Genomic DNA, 21,459 nt, shown 5'->3' with positions numbered 1-21,459 from the left:
CGGCCCAGTGATCTCCGCGGTTCTCACGAGAGCACGCTTTACTAGAACCGATTCCGTCCAGACACACCGTGCAGCGACAGTTAACGCTCGATCTCGGCACCCCGCCGCCATCGACCTTCGACAACTTCCATATCGGCGCCAACGCCGAGCTGGTCGCGCGCCTGCGCGGTCTGGACGCGGCGCTCATGGCGGGCCCGATCGCCGATCGCACGTTCTATGTGTGGGGCGAGCCCGGCAACGGGCGCAGCCATCTGCTGCACGCACTCGCCGACGAAGCGCCGGCGGGCCACGTACGCTATCTGGGGCCGCAAAGCGCGCTGGCGGCGTTCACGTTCGATCCGCGCGTGACGATCTACGCGGTGGACGACTGCGATTCGCTCTCGGGCGCGCAGCAGATCGCGCTCTTCAACCTGTTCAACGAGGTGCGCTCGTACCCCGCCTGCGCGCTCGTCGCGACGGGCAACGCGCCGCCCATGGGTCTCGCCGTGCGCGAGGACCTGCGCACGCGCCTCGGCTGGGGCCTCGTGTTCCACCTCGCGCCGCTCTCCGACGAAGGCAAGGCGGCCATCCTCAAGCTCGCGGCGCGCGAGCGCGGCATTGCGCTCGCCGACGACGTGCCCGCCTACCTGCTCACGCATTTCCGGCGCGACATGCCGAGCCTGATGGGCCTGCTCGACGCGCTCGACCGCTTCTCGCTCGAACAGAAGCGCGCGGTGACGCTGCCGCTGTTGCGCGCGATGCTCGCGAAGGGCGTGGGCGATCTGGTGAGCGTCGCGAGCGCGTTGCCGACGGACGAGGAGCTGTCCGCCGAAGAGCCCGCAGAAACCGACGACGCGAGCGACGCGCACGAAGATGAGGCCAGCGCCGACGCGGCGGCTCATACGCCACCCGCGCAAGCCGACGAGCCGCCCGCACCGCCGACGCTCTTCTCCAGCGAGCCGGAAGCCCCCGCCGCCGGGACCGACGACGCCCAGCCCTACGAGGCGCCGAAGGCACCGGCCTTGCAGGCGCGCCCGCCGGCGAGCGTGCCCTTCGACAAGCCGACCGACAACGTCGAAGGCGAATTGGGGGCCAAATATCGTCACGTCGTCCACAAGGAGCTGGGCACCGAACTCAAGGGCGAAGTCGAAGCCGACGTCAGCAACGAGATGAGCGGCGAGCTGCGCGGCGATCTCGATCCGGCGGCCGGCACCGCCGCACCGGAGCCGCAGACAGGCGAGACGCCCGAACAGCCACCGTCAACGCCCGATACGCCGGATACCTCGGATACGCCGCAATCGCAAGAGAACAAGGCGCCCGCCCAGAACGACGCGCCTGCAGGCCCCGAATCCCCCGCGGACCCCGCCGCGCCGCCGCCGCCCGCCGGCGGCGGCAACGGCGTCTCCCGCTTCAAGTAAAATGAGCGCCCATGGCTAACCTTGCACTTTTTGATCTCGATCACACCCTGATCCCCACCGACAGCGACCACGAATGGGGCCGCTTCATGGTGAAGCTCGGCATTGTCGACGGCGAGCGCTTCGCGGAGCAAAACGACCGCTTCTACGCCGACTACAAGGCCGGCAAGCTCGACATCCATGCGTACCTCGTCGCCATGCTCACGCCGCTCGCGAAATATTCGCGCGCGCAACTTAAGGAGTGGCACGACCAGTACATGCATGAGGTGATCAAGCCGACCATCCTGCCGAGCGCGGTCGAGCTCGTGAAAAAGCACAAGGAAGCGGGCGACCTCTGCTGCGTGGTCACGGCGACCAACGAATTCATCACGGCGCCCATCGCCGAGGCGTTCGGCGTGGACAAGCTGATCGCGTGCGAGGTCGAAACCGTGGACGGCCATCCGGCCTCGGCCTTCACCGGCCGCCCGACGGGCACGCCGAGCTACCGCGAAGGCAAGATCGTGCGCGTCGAGCAATGGCTCGCCTCGCTCGGCAAGCGCTTTTCGGACTTCGAGCACAGCTACTTCTACAGCGACTCGCACAACGACATTCCGCTGCTCGAAAAAGTCACCGACCCGATCGCCACCAACCCCGACGACACCCTGCGCGCTCACGCGCAACAAGCGGGCTGGCGCATTCTCGATTTGTTCCAAGCCCAGTGATCAAGAAACTCATCCGCAAGCTGTTCGGCCAGGACGACGCCGAAGCGGCGCAAGACACCGAAGCCCCCGCCGCCGATCCGGACACGGCCTCGCAGGAAGGCGCGGCCGCCGTTGCCGGCAGCACCCGCGCGCGCCGCAAGCCGGCCAGCGCGCAGAAGGCCTCGAAGCCGCGCGCCGGCAAGGGCGCGCCCGACCCGGCTACGCCCATCATCCTGTCCGCCGACGTCCACGGGATCAATCCCGCGCTGATCTCGCGCAACGCCGTACGCGTGACCGAAGGCCTGCAGCAGGCGGGCTTCCGCGCGTTCATCGTGGGCGGCGCGGTGCGCGACCTGCTGCTCGGCGTCGCGCCCAAGGACTTCGACGTCGCCACCGACGCCACGCCCGACCAGGTGCAGAAGCTGTTCCGCCGCGCGCGCATCATCGGCCGGCGCTTCCAGATCGTGCACGTGCAGTTCGGCCAGGAAATCATCGAGGTCTCGACGTTCCGCGCGCTCGTGGATGCGCCGCCTGCCGACGCCGAAGCACCCGCTCCGGCGCCCGCGAAGCGCATGCGCCGCGACGAACTCGACCGCAAGACGCACCACGTGGATGCGAGCGGCCGCGTGCTGCGCGACAACGTCTGGGGCGAGCAGCACGAAGACGCCACGCGCCGCGACTTCACGATCAACGCGATGTACTACGATCCGGCCACGCAAACCGTGCTGGATTACCACAACGGCATGGCCGACATGCGCGCGCGCCTGCTGCGCATGATCGGCGACCCGGCCACGCGTTATCGCGAAGACCCGGTGCGCATGCTGCGCGTGGTGCGTTTCGCGGCGAAGCTCGGCTTCGAGATCGAGGAGCACACGCGCGACCCCATCGTGAAGCTCGCGGACCTCATCAACAACGTACCGGCCGCGCGTCTTTTCGACGAAATGCTCAAGCTGCTGCTCTCGGGCCACGCGCTCGAGTGCCTCAAGTGGTTGCGCAAGGAAGGACTGCATCACGGGCTGCTGCCGCTGCTCGACGTCGTGCTCGAACAGCCGCAAGGCGAGCGCTTCATCACGCTCGCGCTGTCGAACACCGACGCGCGCGTGCGCGCAGGCAAACCCGTGTCGCCGGGCTTCCTGTTCGCCACGCTGCTGTGGCACGACGTGCAGCAACGCTGGCAGCAATACACGGCCGAAGGCGAATTGCCCGTGCCGGCGCTGCATCGCGCGATGGACGACGTGATCGACGCGCAAACGGAAAAACTGGCGATTCACCGTCGTTTTTCGTCGGATATGCGCGAGATCTGGGGCCTGCAGCTGCGCCTCGAAAAACGTGGCCGCGGCGCGATCAAGCTGCTGGAACACCAAAGATTTAGAGCGGGGTATGATTTCCTCCTGCTGCGCTGCGAATCGGGCGAGCTGGACGCCGAAGTCGGCCAATGGTGGACGGACTTCATTTCCGGCGACAACGCCGAGCGCGAGACGCTTCTCGCGCAGGGCGGCAAGGAACGCTCGCCGCGCAAACGCCGCCGCCGCGGCGGCGCGAAGAGCCGCAGAACGGGCGAAGGTGCTGTATCGGAAGCCGGCGCAGCCGGTGACGTGCATGAAGCCAGCAGTGCGGACTATGACGGCCACGCCGGTCCGCACGAGGACTGACGCCGTGCGGCGTCGCGGCTTGCCGCGGCGCACAGGCGTCGAACCGCAACACAAGTCGCAGGAAGTGAAGCCATGACGGTTGCCTGGCTGGGAATTGGCGCGAATCTGGGGGATGCGCGCCAGACTCTCAAAGACGCGGTGGTGTGCCTCGCACAACAGCACACCCTCACCGTCGTCGCCAAATCGAGTCTGTACCGCACCGCGCCCATCGACGCGGGCGGCGACGACTATTACAACTGCGTCGTGAAGATCGAGACGAGTCTCGACGTTCACGCGCTGCTCGCCCTGTGCCAGCGCGTGGAGCATCACTTCGGCCGGGAGCGTCCCTTTCGCAACGCGCCGCGCACGCTCGACATCGACATCCTGCTTTACGGCGACGCCATCATCGACGAAACCGACCTCGTCGTGCCGCATCCGCGCATGACGGGCCGCGCGTTCGCGCTCGTGCCGCTCGTCGAGATCGATCCCGAACTCGTGATTCCGGGCAACGGGCCCGCCAGCGCCTTCCTCGCCGCCGTGGCCGACCAGCGCATCGAGAAGGTCAAGCCGTTGTGCCAGTGCATGGGCACGCCCCCCGCGCCGGACACGCCGCCCTCCGGCAACTGCCGATGAGCACGACACCCCTGCCCGTCGTCAGCGCGCGCGCCACGCGGCCAGCCGCGCTCCAGTACATCGTGATCGAAGGGCCGATCGGCGCGGGCAAGACCACGCTCGCGACGCGTCTGGCCGAACGCTGGTCGATGCAGACGCTGTTCGAATCGAACGCCGAGAATCCGTTTCTCGAGCGCGTGTATCGCGACAGCGCGCCCTCGTCGCATGCGCTCGCCGCGCAGCTGCATATCGCCTTGCAGCGCGAGCAGCTTTCGCGCGACGTGGCCGCGCGCCGCGAAGCGGGCGTGCCGCTCGTGACGAATTTCCTTGCCGAGCGCAACGATCTGTTCGCGCGCCTCACACTCGCGGAAGACGAACTGCCGCTCTACCGCGCGCTCGCCTCGCGCATCACGTCATCCGCGCCCGCGCCCGACCTCGTCGTCTATCTGCAGGCGAGCCCGGAGGCGCTGTACGCGCGCATCCAGAAGCGGGCGTTGCCGCGCGAGCTGGCTATTTCGAGCGCATTCCTGCGTGCGCTCTGCGACAGCTACAACGATTTTTTCTATCATTACGATCATGCGCCGGTGCTCACCGTCGGCGCGGAGCATCTGGATCTGCCAGGTTCCGATGCGGACCTCGCGCTCGTCGCCGAACGTATCGAGACGATGCGCGGCCGCAAGGAATCCTTCGTCAAGGGCACGTCGCTATAACCGCCTCAACGGCGCGATCGAGCGGCGCAGCCCCTCCCCGTTTTCCCTTTCCCAACGGATTTCCCCATGACTTACCTGCAGGAAACGAGCCGCAGCGCGGTCACCGTGCCCAAACTCCAGGCCATGCGCGACGCAGGCGAGCGCATCGCCATGCTGACGTGCTATGACGCGAGCTTCTCGGCGCTGTGCGACCGCGCGGGCGTCGATACGGTGCTGATCGGCGACTCGCTCGGCAACGTGCTCCAGGGGCACACCACGACGCTGCCCGTCACCATCGACGACATCGCCTATCACACGGCCTGCGTGGCGCGTGCGCAAACCAGGGCGCTGATCGTCGCCGACCTGCCGTTCGGCAGCTTCGGCACGCCCGAAGACGCGTTTGCGAACTCGGTGAAGCTCATGCGCGCCGGTGCGCAGATGGTGAAGATCGAGGGCGGCGAATGGCTCGCGCCCACGGTGAAGATGATGGTGGAGCGCGCCGTGCCCGTGTGCGCGCACATCGGCCTCACGCCGCAGTCGGTGCACGCTTTCGGCGGCTTCAAGGTGCAGGGCAAGAGCGATGCGGCCGCCACGCAGATGATTCGCGACGGCTTGGCGCTGCAGGAGGCAGGCGCGCAGCTCGTGGTGATCGAGGCCGTGCCCGCGGCGCTCGGCGCGGAAGTCACGAAGCAGTTGCGCATTCCGACCATCGGCATTGGCGCGGGCGTGGACTGCTCGGGCCAGGTGCTCGTGCTGCACGACATGCTCGGCATTTTCCCCGGCAAGCGGCCCCGCTTCGTGAAGGACTTCATGACGGGCCAGCCCGATATCGAATCGGCCGTGCGCGCGTATGTGCAGGCCGTGAAGGAAGGCACGTTCCCGGGGCCCGAGCACGTGTTCTGATCCGGCGGCTTTGCTTCGCAGAATGAAACAAGCGCGCTCCGTCTGGGGCGCGCTTTGTTTTTGTGGTGCGTTACGGCCGTGATCTCATCGAATCAAGCGCGCCGGCACTGCACCGCGCAGCGCGTTCGTGAGCATCAGGGCTTCGGCGTCAAGCACGTCGTCGCGCGTGAGCACACGCTCCTGTGCATCGAACGCTTCTTCGTCGAGCAGCACGCCGCGCATCACGCCCGGCAGCACGCCGGAGGCGAGCGGCGGCGTGAACCACTTGCCGTCGAGCTTCACGAACACGTTCGAGCGGCCGCCTTCGGTCAGCTCGCCGCGCTCGTTGAAGAACAGCATGTCGAAGCCGCCCTGGGCTTCGGCCTCGCGCCAGGCGCGATCGAATTCGGCGCGGCGCGTGGTCTTGCGCAACAACAGCGCGTCGGCGGATTCGACCGGCGCAAAGCCGTGATCCGGCGCGAGCAGCACGCCCACGGTGTCGTGCGCGAGCGCAGCAAGCGGCGCGCTGGTGAGCGTCGCTGTTCCGCTCTTGCCGAGCGCGAGGCGCACCCGGTGCGGCGCGTTCTCGTCTGCAAACGTGGCGCAGGTTTCGTCGATGCGCGTTCGCAACGCTTGAACGTTGCACGGGAAACCGAGCCACGCCGCACTCGCCGCGAGCCGCGCGAGGTGACGTTCCACGTGACGCACGCCGTCAGCGCGCGTCGCGTACATCGTTTCGAAGCATTCGATGCCCGGGTCGGCGTCGGTCAGAAAGCGGGCTTTCAAGCGGCACTCCTCGTATTCGTCGGCGGCCACGCTGTCGAGCACGATGCCCGCACCGACGCCCATTTCGCCGCGCCGCGCGGCGCCCGTGCCCTTCGAGGGCGCATCGAGCGTCAACGTGCGGATCACGACCGAGAGACAAAAGTCGCCGCAAGCCTCGCCTGCCGAGGGCGCTTCGAGCCACCCTATCGTGCCGGTGTAAAGCCCGCGCGGCGCATGTTCGAGCGCTTCGATCAGCTCCATCGTGCGGTGCTTGGGCGCGCCCGTGATCGAGCCGCACGGAAAGAGCGCGCGCATGGCGGCGGCGAATGTCGTGCCTTCACGCAGCGTCGCCTCCACGGTCGAGGTCATCTGCCAGACGGAAGCGTAGGGCTCCACGCTGAAGAGCGCCGGGACGCGCACCGAGCCGGTCTGCGCGACGCGCGAGAGGTCGTTGCGCAGCAAGTCGACGATCATCACGTTTTCGGCGCGATTCTTCGGATCGTTGGCGAGAAAGCGCGCGGCGGCGGCGTCCTGCTCGGCATCGGTGCTGCGCGCGGCCGTGCCCTTCATCGGTTTCGCGCGCAACGTTTTGCCGTGCTTCTCCACGAACAGTTCCGGCGAGCACGAGAGCACCCAGCGGTCGCCCGGCAGCGCGATCAGCGCACCGTAACGCACGCGCTGACGCTCGCGCAAACGCCTGTAAAGCGCGAGCGGCGAACCGTATGCCTCGAAGCCGAGCCGGTAGGTGTAGTTGATCTGATACGAGTCGCCCGCGCGCAAGGCGTCCTGCACGGCGGCGATGTCCTGCTCGAAGCGCTCGCGATCGACACCGATCGTCACGCCCGCCACGCCGGCTGGCCCGGGCGCTTCACCGCCCTCCTGCGCCGCGAGCCACGCATCGGTTTGCTCGCGCGAGAGCCTTTCGCAGCGTTCGAACAATAAAAAACGCAGCGCGGCTTGGCCGTGCTGCGTTTCGATGGATGCGCTCGTGTCACGCTTTGCGAATTCGAGCGTGCGCCCGAACTCGTAGTCGCCGATCACGAGGGCGTGAAGTCCCTTGCCCAGTTCGGCATTCGCTTGCGCGCACACCGCGTCGAGGTCCGCCGCACGCTCGCATGCAAGCTCGCGCACGAACCCCGTATAAAGGCGGCTCGAACGGCTAACCGCCGTCGAGTCGCCGTCGTCGAGCAGCGCGAAAGTTGCAACACTCGTCGCATCTCCCGCCGCGCCGCCAGAATTGACTGCCATTACGCTAACTACCTGCAATTGACCTGCCGCTGCAAGGTGACGCCGGAAAAGCGCATCAGTCGAAGAAGCTCTTCACGCGGTCGAACCAGCTCTTGCTTTGCGGGCTGTGGCGCGAACCGCCTTCCACGAGCGACTTCTCGAACTGCTGCAGCATCTCGCGCTGGTGATCGGTGAGCTTGACCGGCGTTTCCACCTGGACGTGCACATACAGATCGCCGGCGATGCTCGAACGCAGGCCCTTGATGCCCTTGCCGCGCAGACGGAACGTCTTGCCCGACTGCGTGCCTTCGGGCACCGTGAACGATGCGCGGCCCGCGAGCGTCGGCACTTCGATCTCGCCGCCGAGCGCCGCCGTGGTGAACGGAATCGGCATCTGGCAGTGCAGGTCGTCGCCGTCGCGCTCGAACACCGCGTGCTGCTTGATGTGGATCTCGACGTACAGATCGCCCGACGGCCCGCCGTTGATGCCAGGCTCGCCGTTGCCGGCCGAGCGGATGCGCATGCCGTCGTCGATGCCCGCCGGAATCTTCACTTCGAGCGTCTTGGTTTCCTTCACCTTGCCTGCGCCGTGGCAGTTCGTGCAGGGTTCGGGAATGTACGAGCCCGTGCCGTGGCACTTGGGGCAGGTCTGCTGGATGCTGAAGAAGCCCTGCGACATGCGCACCGAACCCGAACCGTGGCAGGTCGGACAGGTTTCGGGCTTCGTACCGGGCTTCGCGCCCGAGCCGTGACAGACTTCACAACCGCTCCAGCCCGGCACGCGGATTTGCGTCTCGTAGCCGTGCGCCGCCTGCTCCAGCGTGATTTCCATGCTGTAGCGCAGGTCCGCGCCGCGATACACCTGCGGACCGCCGCGCTGGCCGCCACGGCCGCCCGCTGCCTGGCCGAAGATATCGCCGAAGATGTCGCCGAAAGCGTCCGCGAATCCGCCGAAGCCCTGCGCACCCGCGCCGCCCATGTTCGGATCGACGCCGGCGTGGCCGTACTGGTCGTAAGCGGCGCGCTTTTGCGAGTCCGACAGCATTTCGTAGGCCTCTTTGGCCTCCTTGAAATGCTCTTCCGCATCCTTGTTGTCCGGATTGCGGTCGGGGTGGTACTTCATCGCGAGCTTGCGATACGCCTTCTTGATTTCGTCGTCGCCCGCGTTCTTCGCGACGCCCAGAACCTCGTAGTAATCCCGTTTCGCCATATCGGTTCAACGCCGGCCTCGCGCTTCACGGCGCGCGCCGGCTCCTCTTGAATGCTGGATCTCGTGACCCGTTTGCCGTTCCCCTGAACATCCGCACAGGCGCTTCTCACGCCGCGGCGGCCCCTGAAAGAGAACGGCCTCCATAAAACAAATGTGCCCGGAGAGCCAGTTGGCTCGCCAGGCGCTGCAATGCTGACACGCATCGTAACCGATGCGGCCGCTTTCGTAGCCGCTTTCATCGGATCACGACCGTTCGCTGATCAGGCAGAACGGTCATGACCGCCACGAACCGGCTTAGTCCTTCTTGACTTCCTTGAACTCGGCGTCGACCACGTCGTCGGCGTCGTTCTGCGCGCCTTGCTCGGCAGCACCGGCACCTGCGGCACCCGCGCCGGCGGCACCGGCCGCGCCTGCCTGCTGCGCCTGCATGTCGGCGTACATCTTTTCGCCGAGCTTCTGCGACGCTGCCGACAGCGCCTCGACCTTCGCCTCGATCGTCGCCTTGTCGGCCGACGAGCTCTTCAGCGTTTCTTCGAGGTCCTTCAGTGCGGCTTCGATCTTTTCCGTTTCGGAGGCCTCGATCTTGTCGCCGTACTCGGCCACGGCCTTCTTCGTGCTGTGAACCAGTGCGTCGCCCTGGTTACGCGCGTCGGCCAGCTCACGCAGACGGTGATCTTCTTCCGCGTTCGCTTCGGCGTCCTTCACCATCTTCTCGATCTCGGCTTCCGACAGACCCGAGTTCGCCTTGATGGTGATCTTGTTTTCCTTGCCGGTGGCCTTGTCCTTCGCGCCCACGTGCAGAATGCCGTTCGCGTCGATGTCGAAGGTCACTTCGATCTGCGGCACGCCGCGCGGTGCGGGCGGAATGCCTTCGAGGTTGAACTCGCCCAGCAGCTTGTTGCCCGCTGCCATTTCGCGTTCGCCCTGGAACACCTTGATCGTCACGGCCGACTGGCTGTCGTCCGCCGTCGAGTAGACCTGTGCGTGCTTGGTCGGGATCGTGGTGTTCTTGTTGATCATCTTCGTCATCACGCCGCCGAGCGTCTCGATACCGAGCGACAGCGGGGTCACGTCGAGGAGCAGCACGTCCTTGCGGTCGCCCGACAGAACCTGGCCCTGGATCGCGGCGCCAACGGCCACGGCTTCGTCCGGGTTCACGTCACGGCGCGGGTCCTTGCCGAAGAACTCCTTGACCTTCTCCTGCACCTTCGGCATACGCGTCTGGCCGCCGACGAGAATCACGTCGTCGATGTCGCCAACCTTCACGCCTGCGTCCTTGATCGCCACGCGGCACGGCTCGATGGTGCGCTCGATCAGTTCCTCGACCAGCGCTTCCAGCTTGGCGCGCGTGAACTTGAGGTTCAGGTGCTTCGGACCCGACGCGTCCGCCGTGATGTACGGCAGGTTGATGTCGGTCTGCTGGCCCGACGACAGTTCGATCTTGGCCTTTTCAGCGGCTTCCTTCAGGCGCTGCAGCGCGAGCACGTCCTTCGAGAGGTCGACGCCCTGCTCTTTCTTGAACTCGCCGATGATGTAATCGATGATGCGCTGGTCGAAGTCTTCGCCGCCGAGGAACGTGTCGCCGTTGGTCGAGAGCACTTCGAACTGCATTTCGCCGTCGACATCCGCGATTTCGATGATCGAGATGTCGAACGTGCCGCCGCCCAGGTCGAACACGGCGATCTTGCGGTCGCCCTTTTCGGCCTTGTCCAGACCGAACGCGAGTGCGGCTGCCGTCGGCTCGTTGATGATGCGCTTGACTTCCAGGCCGGCGATGCGGCCGGCGTCCTTGGTAGCCTGACGCTGGCTGTCGTTGAAGTACGCGGGAACCGTGATCACGGCTTCGGTGACCGGCTCGCCGAGGTAGTCTTCAGCGGTCTTCTTCATCTTGCGCAGCACTTCGGCCGAAACCTGCGAAGGCGCGAGCTTCGAGCCATGCGCTTCGACCCAGGCGTCGCCGTTGTCGTGCTTGACGATCTTGTAGGGCATCAGGCCGATGTCCTTCTGCACTTCCTTCTCTTCGAAGCGGCGGCCGATCAGGCGCTTGACTGCGTACAGCGTGTTCTTCGGGTTGGTGACCGACTGGCGCTTGGCCGGTGCGCCGACCAGCACTTCGTTGTCGTCCATGTAGGCGATGATCGACGGCGTCGTACGGGCGCCTTCCGAGTTCTCGATCACCTTGACCTGATTGCCTTCCATCAGCGCCACGCACGAGTTGGTGGTGCCGAGGTCGATACCAATGATTTTGCCCATTTTTGTCAAATCTCCAGAATTTGGTCGCTGTGCGGACGCCGCTTTCGCGCTGCGCAGGTAACTGCATGCTCGAGCCGCGTTTTCCCTTGTGCGCGGCTGGCGTCCACTTCAATACGGAACTGCTGCCCAAATAAGTGCCGTTACGGCGATTTCAAGGGGTTCGGGCTATGCGTTCCATCATTTTTTTCAATCGCGGGGCCCTTTGGGTACCGTTGGGTGCCTTCAGGCCGCCGCACTGCTTACGTTTTCCTTACTTCGGTGCCGAAACGGTCACGAGCGCCGGACGCAGCACGCGGTCGGCGATCACATAGCCCTTTTGCAGCACGCTGACCACCGTGTTCGCGTCCTGCTCGGACGGCACCATCGAGATAGCTTGATGACGGTGCGGGTCGAACTTCTCGCCCACGGGGTTGATGGCAAGGACCTTGCCCTTCTCCAGCGCGCCGGTGAGCTGCTTGAGCGTGAGCTCGACGCCTTCGTTGACCTTGGCGAGGTCGTCCGAGTTATGGGCGAGTGCGGCTTCGAGGCTGTCCATCACCGGCAGCAGATGCTCGGCGAAGTTTTCGATCGCGAACTTGTGCGCCTTGGCGACGTCTTCCTGCGCGCGGCGGCGCACGTTCTCGGTCTCGGCCTTGGCGCGGACGAAGGCGTCCTGCAATTCGGCGACCTTCGCCTGGGCTTCGGCCAGTGCGGCCTCGGCAAGCGCCGCAGCGTTCTGGTCCACGCCGCCTTGGGCTGCCTGCTCGGCCGCTTCAGCCGCCTGGGGCTGGGCTGCCTGCGACGCCTCGTCCGCGGGCGTGGGGTTCTGGCTCGTCGGGTTCTCTTGCGTGTTTTCCATGTCGCTGAACGTCGTTGAATAGTGAAAAAGGGAACAAAGCTTCGGGCGCCATGACGCGGCCCGCTCTACTGCGCCTACGGCCGTTGCGCCAACGCGACAGAAGCTTCGGACATTGCCACAGCACATGGGTGCCGGATCGCTTGTTTCAAGAGGCTCTGGCGGCTTTTTTATACAGAAAATCAAGCCGCGAAATTGCCCGTAACAACCATTACTGCAGCGCCGCAAAAATGAAATTGAGTAAGGGACATCCCTGACCTACACTCAGGAACAGGTGCTGCTCACGACGCGTTTACCCTGAGCCTGGCACCGCACCGAATGGGCCCACGGACAGCACCTTTTTTAGCGGCATCACCGCACATAAAAACGCTATCCGGCCTCGAAACTGGCTGTTTTGCTGCGATCCCAAGGGGAGTACCGTGAAACTGACCTTTGCCATATCGGTGGTCGCTCTGGTACTCATCGCCGGAACTACGACCATCTGCATGTCGGGCGCCGTGAACGAAAACACGACGGAATACGGGGGTGTGCACGCGACGATGGAAGCGCTCTTCAACCCTCACGCGAAAATTTGTCGATAGTGCGGCGGTCGCGCTTGGTCGGCCTGCCCTGCAACACGGCAGCCGGTTCACGAAAGAGCCGGCGCCGGTCCTGCTCCGCCGCGCGCCTCTCGCGCCCGGCTTCGGTTTCCGCATAAAGCGTCTGCGCGATGCTGGCGGGACCGCGCATCTCGCAAATCCCCAGCACCTGCACTTCCCAGACCACGTGATCGATCTCGATTTCGACGAGGTCGCCCACGCGCACGTCCTTTGACGCCTTCACGGCGTCGCCGCCGATGCGCACGCGCCCCTTGGCCACGGCGTCGGAGGCGAGCGAGCGCGTCTTGAAGAAGCGCGCCGCCCATAACCATTTGTCGATGCGCAGGCGCGCGCCAGGTTCGGTCGAAATCTTGTAGTTCATCAGAAGCTTTCCGGATGCGCTGCTCAGTTCACGCTCGACTCGCCCGGTCAGGCCACCGCGCCTGCCGGCGCCGCGGCCTGGACGGGCCAGCCCTGCAGGTGCTGCGCAACAATCTCGCCTAGCGCCGCGATCCACGCCGGCGAGGTATTCAGGCACGCAATGCGGTGAAACTCCTTGCCGCCGCCGTGCAGGAATTCGTCGCGCACTTCCATGCCGATTTCCTCGATGGTTTCCAGGCAGTCCGCCGTGAAACCGGGGCAGAACACGTCCGCCCGCCGCACGCCGCCGGCGCCCAGTTCCCGCAGTGTGGGCGCCGTGTACGGCTGGAGCCACTGCGCCCGCCCAAAGCGCGACTGGAATGTCACCCGGCATTCGACCGGCGTCAGCTCCAGCGCGTGCATGAGGAGCGCGGCCGTTTGCTGGCACTGGTCGTGGTACGGGTCGCCCAGATCGAGCGTGCGGCTCGGCACGCCGTGAAAACTCAGCACGAGCCGGTCGCCCGCCGCGAAATTGGGTTTGCCGTGCGCGTGCCAGTACTGGTGCACCTGCGCCGCGAGCGCCGCGATATACGCCGGATGGTCGTGATAGCCGCGCACCGTGCGGATTTCCGGCTGGTTGCGCATGCGGCGCAGCGCGACGAAGGCCGCATCGAACGCCGTGGCCGTGGTCGACGCCGAGTACTGCGGGTACATCGGCATGAGCAGGATGCGTTCCGCACCCGCCAGCTTGAGCTGGTTCAGCATCGCCGGGATGTCGGGCGTGCCGTAGCGCATCGCGTAATCGACGAGGACCGTGTAGTCGTTGATCTGCAGCAGATGGCGCAGCCCGTCGGCCTGTTTCTGAGTGTGCACGCGTAGCGGCGAGCCTTCGGGCGTCCAGACCGCCGCGTACTTCTTCGCCGACGAGCGGCCGCGAAACGGCAGGATCAGCGTGCGCAGGATGACCTGCCAGATCGGCGCCGGAATCTCGACCACGCGCGGATCGGACAGAAACTGCGCGAGATAGCGGCGCACGGCGCGCGGCGTGGGCGCGTCCGGCGTGCCCAGGTTGATGAGCAGCACGGCGACGCGATGCGCCGCGGCGGACTGCGAAGGCCGCTCCAGGTCGAAACGCATAGGCGATCAGTGGCGCCGCGCGAATGCGCAGCAACGGTTGCATGAAACAAGCATTATAGCGGGCGGTCCTGGCGGGCCAAACCGCAGCCGCGACGCAGCGACTCGCCGCACGTTGGCCATTCGGCCGATGGCGCGCGCCGCGCCTTTCAGGGATGATCGTCGGAAAGGCGAGGGGTGCCCGATGCCCGCTGCGCCCGATGCGGCGCTCAGTTCTGGCTCAGCGTGAGCGAGAGCAGGCGCGCGGTGATGTCGACGATCGGAATCACCCGGTTGTACGCCATGCGCGTCGGCCCGATCACGCCGAGGGTGCCGACGATCTTGCCGTTCACCTCGTAGGGAGCCGTCACCACGCTCATTTCCTCGATCGGCACGAGTTGCGACTCGCCGCCAATGAAAATCTGCACGCCCTGCGCGTGGCTCGAGACGTCGAGCAGCTGCAGGAGACTGGTTTTCTGGTCGAACACGTCGAAGAGCTTGCGCAGGCGCGCCATGTCCGAGGAAAGGTCGGCCACTTCGAGCAGGTTGCGCTCGCCGGAAATGAGCAGGGTATCGCCGCTTTCGGGCTCTTCGGTGCTCGCGGTCACGGCCGCGTGCATGAGCGTGGTCATGTCGCCGCGCAGCGCGTCGATTTCCTCGCGCAGGCGGCGGCGCACCTCGTCGAACGACAGGCCCGCGAAGTGCGCGTTGATGTAATTAGAGGCTTCGATGAGCTCGGAAGGCGTGAAGTCGCGCTGCGTCGCCATGATGCGGTTCTGCACGTCGCCTTCGGGCGTCACGATGATGAGCAGGATGCGCTTGTCGGACAGGCGCATGAACTCGATCTGCTTGAACACGTGGCTGCGCCGGGGCGTCAGCACCACCCCGGCGAACTGCGAGAGGTTCGACAGCACGCTGGCGGCCGCCGCCACCACCTTCTGCGGCTCGCCGGGGCGCAGCGTGGTCTTCACCGCGCGCGTGAGCGCGTCGTCGTCGGAGCTGGGCTCGACGGTGAGCATGGTGTCGACGAACAGGCGGTAGCCGCGCGGCGTGGGCACACGCCCGGCCGAGGTATGCGGGCTGGACACGAGACCCAGCTCCTCGAGGTCCGACATGACGTTGCGGATCGTCGCCGGGCTAAGTTCCAGGCCGGAATAGCGCGACAGCGTGCGCGAGCCGACCGGCTGACCTTCGGCGATGTAGCGCTCGATCAGCGTCTTGAGGAGGGTTTGTGCGCGGGGATCTAGCATGACTCAAAATTTTAGCCTAATGGCGCTTTGGCCGCGAGTACGCCGCCATGCCGGGCCCGGCAGGCACGCCTGCAGCGCGGGGCGGGCCGGTTTCGGCCGCCGTCGCCGGGCGGATTGCACCACACATCGCCCGGTACCCGGCGCGTTGTCATCGCCGTGTCACCGGCTTCGGGCTGGAGAGCGCGGCGCGCAAGGCCCGGCGGGCCGCACCCGGCGTGGCGCCAGGTTCTTTTCGTGACCTGACTATGGTGTAATGCCGGCATGCAGATCCAGAAGATCCAGAGCCAGTTCAAGACGGTTGCGCTCGTTGGGCGCAGCAATACGCCAGGCATTGCCGAGCCGCTGACGGCGCTCGCCCAGACCATTTCGAAGCGCGGCTTCGAGGTCGTGTTCGAAGCGCAGACCGCAGAGGAAATCGGCGCGCAGGGCTATCCCGCGCTGCAGCCGGCCGAAATCGGCGCGCGCGCGGACGTGGCCGTGGTGCTCGGCGGCGACGGCACGATGCTCGGCATCGGCCGCCAGCTCGCGCCCTACCGCACGCCGCTCATCGGCATCAACCACGGGCGGCTCGGCTTCATCACCGACATCGCGTTCTCCGAGATGCAGGAAGTCGTGCCGCAACTGCTCGCGGGCTCGTTCGAGCGCGAGGAGCGCTCGCTGCTGGAGTCGCGCATCACGCGCGACGGCGACCCGATCTACCACGCGCTCGCCTTCAACGACGTGGTCGTGAACCGTAGCGGCTTTTCGGGCATGGCCGAACTGCGCGTGAACGTGGATGGCCGCTTCATGTACAACCAGCGCTCCGACGGTCTGATCGTCGCGACGCCCACGGGCTCGACCGCCTACGCGCTCTCGTCGCAGGGACCGATCCTGCATCCGCAGCTGCAAGGCATCGTGCTCGTGCCGATCGCGCCGCACGCGCTCTCGAACCGCCCGATCGTGCTGCCCGACGACTGCAAGGTGAGCATCCAGATCGTGGCGGGCCGCGACGTCAACGTGAACTTCGACATGCAGTCGTTCACGGCGCTGGAGCTGAACGACGTGATCGAGGTGCGCCGCTCGCGCCACACCGTGCCCTTCCTGCACCCGGTCGGCTACAGCTACTACCGCACGCTGCGCAAGAAGCTGCACTGGAACGAGCATCCCTCGCTGCAGGGCGATCCGGAGGACTAACCCGCGTCTTCGCGTGAAGCGCGCGCGGCCGTTGCCATGCAGCCAGCAGTCCCACGGTAATCAAAGCCAACCCAGAAAAAGCAGAACCAGACGCCATGCTTCGCCATCTCTCGATTCGCGACTTCGTGATCGTCGCCGCGCTCGACCTCGAATTCGACAGCGGCTTCACTGTGTTTTCCGGCGAAACGGGCGCGGGCAAGTCGATCCTGATCGACGCCCTCGCCCTCACGCTCGGCACACGCGCCGACGCGAGCGTGGTGCGCACGGGCGAGGCCCGCGCCGACATCACCGCCGAGTTCGATGTGCCCGCGCATGCCGCGCTTTGGCTCGACGAGCAGGCGCTCACGAACGGCGACGGCGAGCACACGGTCATGATGCGCCGCGTGGTGGACAGCGGCGGGCGCTCGCGTGCCTTCATCAACGGCACGCCGGCCACGCTCGCGCAACTGCGCGAGCTGGGCGAAATGCTCGTCGATATCCACGGCCAGCATGCGCACCAGCTACTCATGCGGCCCGACGCGCAGCGCGAACTGTTCGACACGCACGCCGGCCTCACGGATCTCGCCGCCACCGTCACGCGCGCGTGGCGCGAGGCGCGCGACGCGCGTCTCGCCCTGCAAAGCGCCATGTCGCGCGACCGCGAGCTGCAGCTCGAGCGCGAGCGCCTCGCGTGGCAGCTCGCCGAGCTCGACAAGCTCGCGCCGCAGCCGGGCGAATGGGAAGAAGTGAACGCGGAGCACGTGCGGCTTTCGAACTCGGCCAACCTGATCGAAGGCGTGCAAGGCGCGCTCGCGGCGTTATCCGAATCCGACGAGGCGATGCTCTCGCAGCTGAACTCGATCGTCTCGAAGCTGCGCTCTCTCGCCGAGGTCGACGCCGAGCTGAACGACGCGCTCGCCGCGCTCGAACCGGCCGCGATCCAGATCCAGGAAGCGGCGTACTCGCTCTCGCACTACGCGCAGCGTCTCGATCTCGATCCGCAACATCTCGCGCAGGTCGAACGGCGCCTCGACGCGCTGCATTCGACGGCGCGCAAGTTCCGCCTGCCGGCCGAAACGCTACCTGAGGAACACGCGTCGCGCCGCCAGCAGCTCGCGGCACTCGACGCCGCATCCGATCTCGACGGCCTGCGCGCCGCCGAGCAGAAGGCGCAGGAAGCCTATCTCGCGCAGGCACGCCAGCTCTCGAAGGCGCGCGCCAAGGCGGCGAAGGCGCTCGGCTCGGCGGTCACGCAAGGCATGCAGGAACTGTCGATGGCCGGCGGCAGCTTCGAAGTCGCGCTCGTGGCGCTCGGCAGCAGCTCGACCGGCGAGCCGATCGGCGGCGCGCACGGTCTGGAGCAGATCGAATTCCGCGTGGCGGGCCATGCCGGCGTGCCGCTGCGCCCGCTCGCGAAGATCGCTTCGGGCGGCGAACTCGCACGTATCAGTCTCGCGCTCGCCGTGATCGCGAGCGCGGCGAGCCCCACGCCCACGCTGATCTTCGACGAAGTGGATACGGGCATTGGCGGCGGGGTCGCCGAAGTGGTGGGACGTTTGCTGCACCAGCTCGGTCGCGCGCGCCAGGTGCTGTGCGTGACGCACTTGCCGCAGGTCGCGGCGCGCGGCGATCATCACTTCCAGGTGGCGAAGTCCGGCGACGGCAACGGCGGCACGGTCTCGGCCGTCACGCCGCTCGACAAGGGCGGCCGGGTGGAAGAAGTCGCGCGCATGCTGGGCGGGCTGGAGATTACCGCGACGACCAGGCGGCATGCGAAGGAGATGCTGGCCGCTTGAGCGGGACTGCGCCTCACGTGTGCGGCGCACCCGCCATCGACGCGTAGCGCACGCGCTACGCCTCCCCCCGCTCCCCGAACACGCGCTTCCACAACGCCAGTACGGCCTCGCGCTCGCGCTCCACACGCGCCGGATCGACACGCGCCTTCTCCATGCCGTCGAGCCGCAACTGGTGCTGCAGCTTGCGATACAGCCGGTACGCCGAGCCTATCGTCTCGGCCTCCTCCTCGCTCATGAGCCCGAAACGCGACACCTCGCGCAGCAGCGCGATATTGCCCGTGTTGCGGATCAGCTCGGGGTCCTGCGCCGCGTGCAGCAGCACCCAGTACTGGACGAGAAACTCGATGTCCACCATGCCGCCGCGGTCGTGCTTCAGGTCGAAGAGTTCGGTGCGGTTCGGGTGGCCGTCTTCCACGCGCTGGCGCATCGCCACGATCTCGCTGGCGAGCGGCGCGGCGTCGCGCGGCGTGGTCAGCACCTGCACGCGGATCGCCTCGAAGGCGCTGCCGATGGCCGCGTCCCCGGCTGAAAAGCGCGCGCGCGTGAGCGCCTGGTGTTCCCAGACCCATGCCGTGTTCGCCGCGTCCCCTTCGCGCAACTGGTAGCGGCGGAACGCGTCGAGGTCGGTCACGAGCAGGCCCGACTCGCCGTTCGGCCGCAGGCGCAGATCGACGTCGAACAGCGTGCCCGCGCCGGTGGCCGTGGTGAGCCACGTGATGAGGCGGCGCGCGAAGGTCGCGTAGATCTCCGAGGCGCGCTCGTCCTCGTCTTCGTACAGGAAGATGATGTCGAGGTCCGACGCGTAGCCCAGCTCCTTGCCGCCCAGCTTGCCGTAAGCGATCGCCGCGAAGCGCGGCACCTCGCGATGGCGTTTGGCGAACTGCTTCCAGACGGTCTCGATGGTCACGTCGAGCACGGCGTCGGCAAGTTCGGAGAGCCGGTCGCTCACGTGCTCCACCGAGAGCCGCCCCGCGAGGTCGTTGAGCAGGATGCGGAACACCTCGGCCTGGTGCGCGTGACGCAGCAGGTCCATCTGCTGCTCGACGTCGGCGGCGGCCGCGAGCCGTGCGCGCAGCAGGCGCGAGAACTCGGGCCAGTCGAACGGCGACGCGACCGCCTCGTCGTCGAGCAGTTCGTCGAGCAGTTGCGGATGGCGGATCAGATAGCCCGCCGCCCAGCGCGAGCCGCCCAGCACCTTGAGCACACGGCTGAGCGCATCCGGATATTCGCAGAGCAGCGCGAGATACGCGCCGCGCCGGATCACGGCTTCGAGCAGGTCGAACATGCGCGCGAGCGTGTCGCCGCGGCGCTCGCGCGGCTCGAGCGTACGCGCGGCTTCGAGCGCGCGCTGCGCGACGCTGTCGAAGCGCTCGCGGCTCTTCTCGGGCAACCCCGCGTAACGCGACGACTGCCAGAGCCCGCGCAGGCGCGCGAGCAGCGGCGCGGGATCGTCGATGCCCAGTTCCGCGAGACGTTCGAGCAACGAGTCTTCGGCGCCCTCTTCCATCAGCGCCCCGCTCCAGACCCATGCCGCCGCGCCGTCTTCGGACGCGCCGCAGCCGCCCTCGCCGCCCATCTTGTCGGAGAAGATCTGCACGAACTGGCGCTCGACGTTGTCGCGGTGGCCATCGAGCGTCGTCATCAGCGCGGCGTAATCGGCGAAGCCCATCGACTTCGCGAGCGCCGCGCGCTCTTCGGCGTCGACGGGCATGGCGTGCGTTTGCGCATCGTCGCGATACTGCAGGCGATGCTCGAGGTCGCGCAGGAAGTTGTAGGCGCGCGTGAGCTCGCCGCACACCTCCGGCGCGATCAGTCCGCGCGCGGCGGCGTAGCCGAGCACGGCCAGTGTGGGGCGTACGCGAAAACCCGCATCCTGGCCGCCACGGATGAGCTGGAACACCTGGGCGCTGAACTCGATCTCGCGTATCCCGCCGCGCCCGAGCTTGATGTCGTCGGCTTTGTCGGGGCGCATCATCGCGCGCCGCTGCGCTTCCTGGCGAATCTGCAAGTGCAGCGAGCGAATCGCGCTGATCACGCCGAAGTCCAGATAGCGCCGGTAAACGAAGGGCTTCACGAGCGAATCGAGCTGGCGTGCCAGACGCAGCGCGCTGTCGGTCTCGTCCTCGGAAACGAGCCGCCCCTTGATCCACGCATAGCGCTCCCACTCGCGGCCCTGCACGTAGAAGTACTCTTCGAGCATGCCGAGGCTGCACACGAGCGGCCCGGAGTCGCCGTTCGGGCGCAGGCGCATGTCCACGCGAAACACGAAGCCATCGGCCGTCACGTCGCTCAGCGCGGCGATCAGGCGCTTGCCCACGCGCGTGAAGTAGTCCTGCGTGGCGATGGGCGAGCGCTGGCCGCCCGTGGTTTCGCCGTCGTCCTCGTAGACGAAGATCAGGTCGATGTCGGACGAAACGTTCAGCTCGCGCCCGCCCAGCTTGCCCATGCCCACCACGCCGAGCGTGAGGCGCTCGCCGCCCGGGCCGCGCGGCTCGCCGAAGAGCGTCTCGAGGTCGGCACTCACGCACGCGAGCGCGCGCTGGATCGTGACTTCGGCGAGATCGGTCATGCTGCCGGTCACTTCTGCGACGTCGGCCACGCCGCCGAGATCGCGCTCCATCACCGCGCAGATCACTTCCACGCGCAGCTGGCGCAGGACCGTCTTCAGTTGCTCGTCGTTGAGCGGCGCGCCAGGTGCGGCGTTTGCTGCCGTGAGCAGTTGCTCACTCAACGCGTCGAGCCGCGCGACGATGCGTTCGCGCGAGAGCGGCGCGGCGGCCAGCGCCTCGACCTGCGCCGCGAGGCCAGGGCGCGCGGCGTAGGCACGTGCTGCATAGCGGGAGTAGCTGGAACTCAGAAGAGGGATGTCAGTCATGAAGTGCTGCTTGCCGGGAAGGCCCGCTGTTCGACGTTGTTACGTTGCGCGCGCCTGGGTTGATGACGTTGCCAGTGTGACGATGCCGATGACGATACCGATGGCTCGACCACGAGGGTTCGCCCTGTGCCACGCACACACCGCCCGCCTGGTCTCG

At 66.8% G+C, this 21,459-nt stretch carries 15 protein-coding genes and 1 pseudogene; 8 read left to right on the top strand and 8 right to left on the bottom strand.

Features of this window, described 5'->3' with window-relative positions:
• Positions 1-68: 68 nt before the first annotated feature.
• The 6 genes and pseudogenes from hda to panB all read left to right on the top strand — a co-directional run.
• Positions 69-746 (top strand): annotated as a pseudogene (gene hda, locus AB4Y40_RS26005) (DnaA regulatory inactivator Hda); the annotation flags it as partial.
• Positions 747-1,408: 662 nt separating this feature from the next.
• Positions 1,409-2,095 (top strand): HAD family hydrolase, encoded by a 687-nt coding sequence (locus AB4Y40_RS26000; RefSeq protein WP_368690248.1) that lies wholly within the window; start codon positions 1,409-1,411, stop codon positions 2,093-2,095.
• The gene (pcnB, locus tag AB4Y40_RS25995; protein WP_368690247.1) at positions 2,092-3,726 is read left to right on the top strand and encodes a polynucleotide adenylyltransferase PcnB; all 1,635 of its coding nucleotides are present in this window, start codon (positions 2,092-2,094) and stop codon (positions 3,724-3,726) included. The genes AB4Y40_RS26000 and pcnB overlap by 4 nt, the downstream gene beginning before the upstream one ends.
• A 72-nt stretch (positions 3,727-3,798) precedes the next feature.
• On the top strand, positions 3,799-4,338 hold the full coding sequence (gene folK / locus AB4Y40_RS25990) for a 2-amino-4-hydroxy-6-hydroxymethyldihydropteridine diphosphokinase (RefSeq protein ID WP_368690246.1): 540 nt from the start codon (positions 3,799-3,801) through the stop codon (positions 4,336-4,338).
• Entirely contained in the window at positions 4,335-5,027 is a 693-nt protein-coding gene (locus AB4Y40_RS25985; protein WP_368690245.1) for a deoxynucleoside kinase, read from the top strand. The genes folK and AB4Y40_RS25985 overlap by 4 nt, the downstream gene beginning before the upstream one ends.
• Positions 5,028-5,093: 66 nt before the next feature.
• The gene (gene panB, locus AB4Y40_RS25980) at positions 5,094-5,909 is read left to right on the top strand and encodes a 3-methyl-2-oxobutanoate hydroxymethyltransferase (protein WP_368690244.1); all 816 of its coding nucleotides are present in this window, start codon (positions 5,094-5,096) and stop codon (positions 5,907-5,909) included.
• An 84-nt stretch (positions 5,910-5,993) separates the two neighbouring features.
• On the opposite strand, the gene pabB is transcribed toward panB, so the two are convergent.
• From pabB to hrcA, 7 genes are all read right to left on the bottom strand, one after another.
• Positions 5,994-7,901, bottom strand: a complete 1,908-nt coding sequence (pabB, locus tag AB4Y40_RS25975; protein WP_368690243.1) for an aminodeoxychorismate synthase component I — start codon at positions 7,899-7,901, stop codon at positions 5,994-5,996.
• Positions 7,902-7,956: 55 nt separating this feature from the next.
• Positions 7,957-9,090, bottom strand: a complete 1,134-nt coding sequence (gene dnaJ / locus AB4Y40_RS25970) for a molecular chaperone DnaJ (protein WP_342919295.1) — start codon at positions 9,088-9,090, stop codon at positions 7,957-7,959.
• A 294-nt stretch (positions 9,091-9,384) separates the two neighbouring features.
• On the bottom strand, positions 9,385-11,343 hold the full coding sequence (gene dnaK / locus AB4Y40_RS25965) for a molecular chaperone DnaK (protein ID WP_368690242.1): 1,959 nt from the start codon (positions 11,341-11,343) through the stop codon (positions 9,385-9,387).
• A 250-nt stretch (positions 11,344-11,593) separates the two neighbouring features.
• Positions 11,594-12,181, bottom strand: a complete 588-nt coding sequence (grpE, locus tag AB4Y40_RS25960; RefSeq protein ID WP_342947694.1) for a nucleotide exchange factor GrpE — start codon at positions 12,179-12,181, stop codon at positions 11,594-11,596.
• A 549-nt stretch (positions 12,182-12,730) separates the two neighbouring features.
• Complete coding sequence (locus tag AB4Y40_RS25955; RefSeq protein WP_368690241.1) at positions 12,731-13,138, bottom strand: RNA-binding S4 domain-containing protein; 408 nt, start codon at positions 13,136-13,138, stop codon at positions 12,731-12,733.
• Between the two features lie 47 nt (positions 13,139-13,185).
• The gene (gene hemH, locus AB4Y40_RS25950; RefSeq protein ID WP_368690240.1) at positions 13,186-14,253 is read right to left on the bottom strand and encodes a ferrochelatase; all 1,068 of its coding nucleotides are present in this window, start codon (positions 14,251-14,253) and stop codon (positions 13,186-13,188) included.
• A gap of 206 nt (positions 14,254-14,459) precedes the next feature.
• Positions 14,460-15,479: a heat-inducible transcriptional repressor HrcA gene (gene hrcA / locus AB4Y40_RS25945; protein WP_028202023.1), complete on the bottom strand. Its 1,020-nt coding sequence runs from the start codon at positions 15,477-15,479 to the stop codon at positions 14,460-14,462.
• Between the two features lie 261 nt (positions 15,480-15,740).
• On the opposite strand from hrcA, the gene AB4Y40_RS25940 reads away from it, so the two are divergent.
• Both AB4Y40_RS25940 and recN read left to right on the top strand, forming a co-directional pair.
• Complete coding sequence (locus AB4Y40_RS25940) at positions 15,741-16,652, top strand: NAD kinase (RefSeq protein ID WP_028202022.1); 912 nt, start codon at positions 15,741-15,743, stop codon at positions 16,650-16,652.
• Between the two features lie 95 nt (positions 16,653-16,747).
• Positions 16,748-18,427 carry a DNA repair protein RecN gene (gene recN / locus AB4Y40_RS25935; RefSeq protein WP_368690239.1) on the top strand — a complete coding sequence of 560 codons (1,680 nt, stop codon included), beginning with the start codon at positions 16,748-16,750 and terminating at the stop codon, positions 18,425-18,427.
• A 55-nt stretch (positions 18,428-18,482) separates the two neighbouring features.
• On the opposite strand, the gene glnE is transcribed toward recN, so the two are convergent.
• Positions 18,483-21,302: a bifunctional [glutamate--ammonia ligase]-adenylyl-L-tyrosine phosphorylase/[glutamate--ammonia-ligase] adenylyltransferase gene (gene glnE / locus AB4Y40_RS25930; protein ID WP_368690238.1), complete on the bottom strand. Its 2,820-nt coding sequence runs from the start codon at positions 21,300-21,302 to the stop codon at positions 18,483-18,485.
• Between the last annotated feature and the right edge of the window lie 157 nt (positions 21,303-21,459).

Source organism: Paraburkholderia sp. EG287B (assembly GCF_040965595.1).
Classification (GTDB): domain Bacteria; phylum Pseudomonadota; class Gammaproteobacteria; order Burkholderiales; family Burkholderiaceae; genus Paraburkholderia.
The sequence above is the reverse complement of the archived record's forward strand: the minus strand, read 5'-3'. Positions and strand labels throughout refer to the sequence as shown.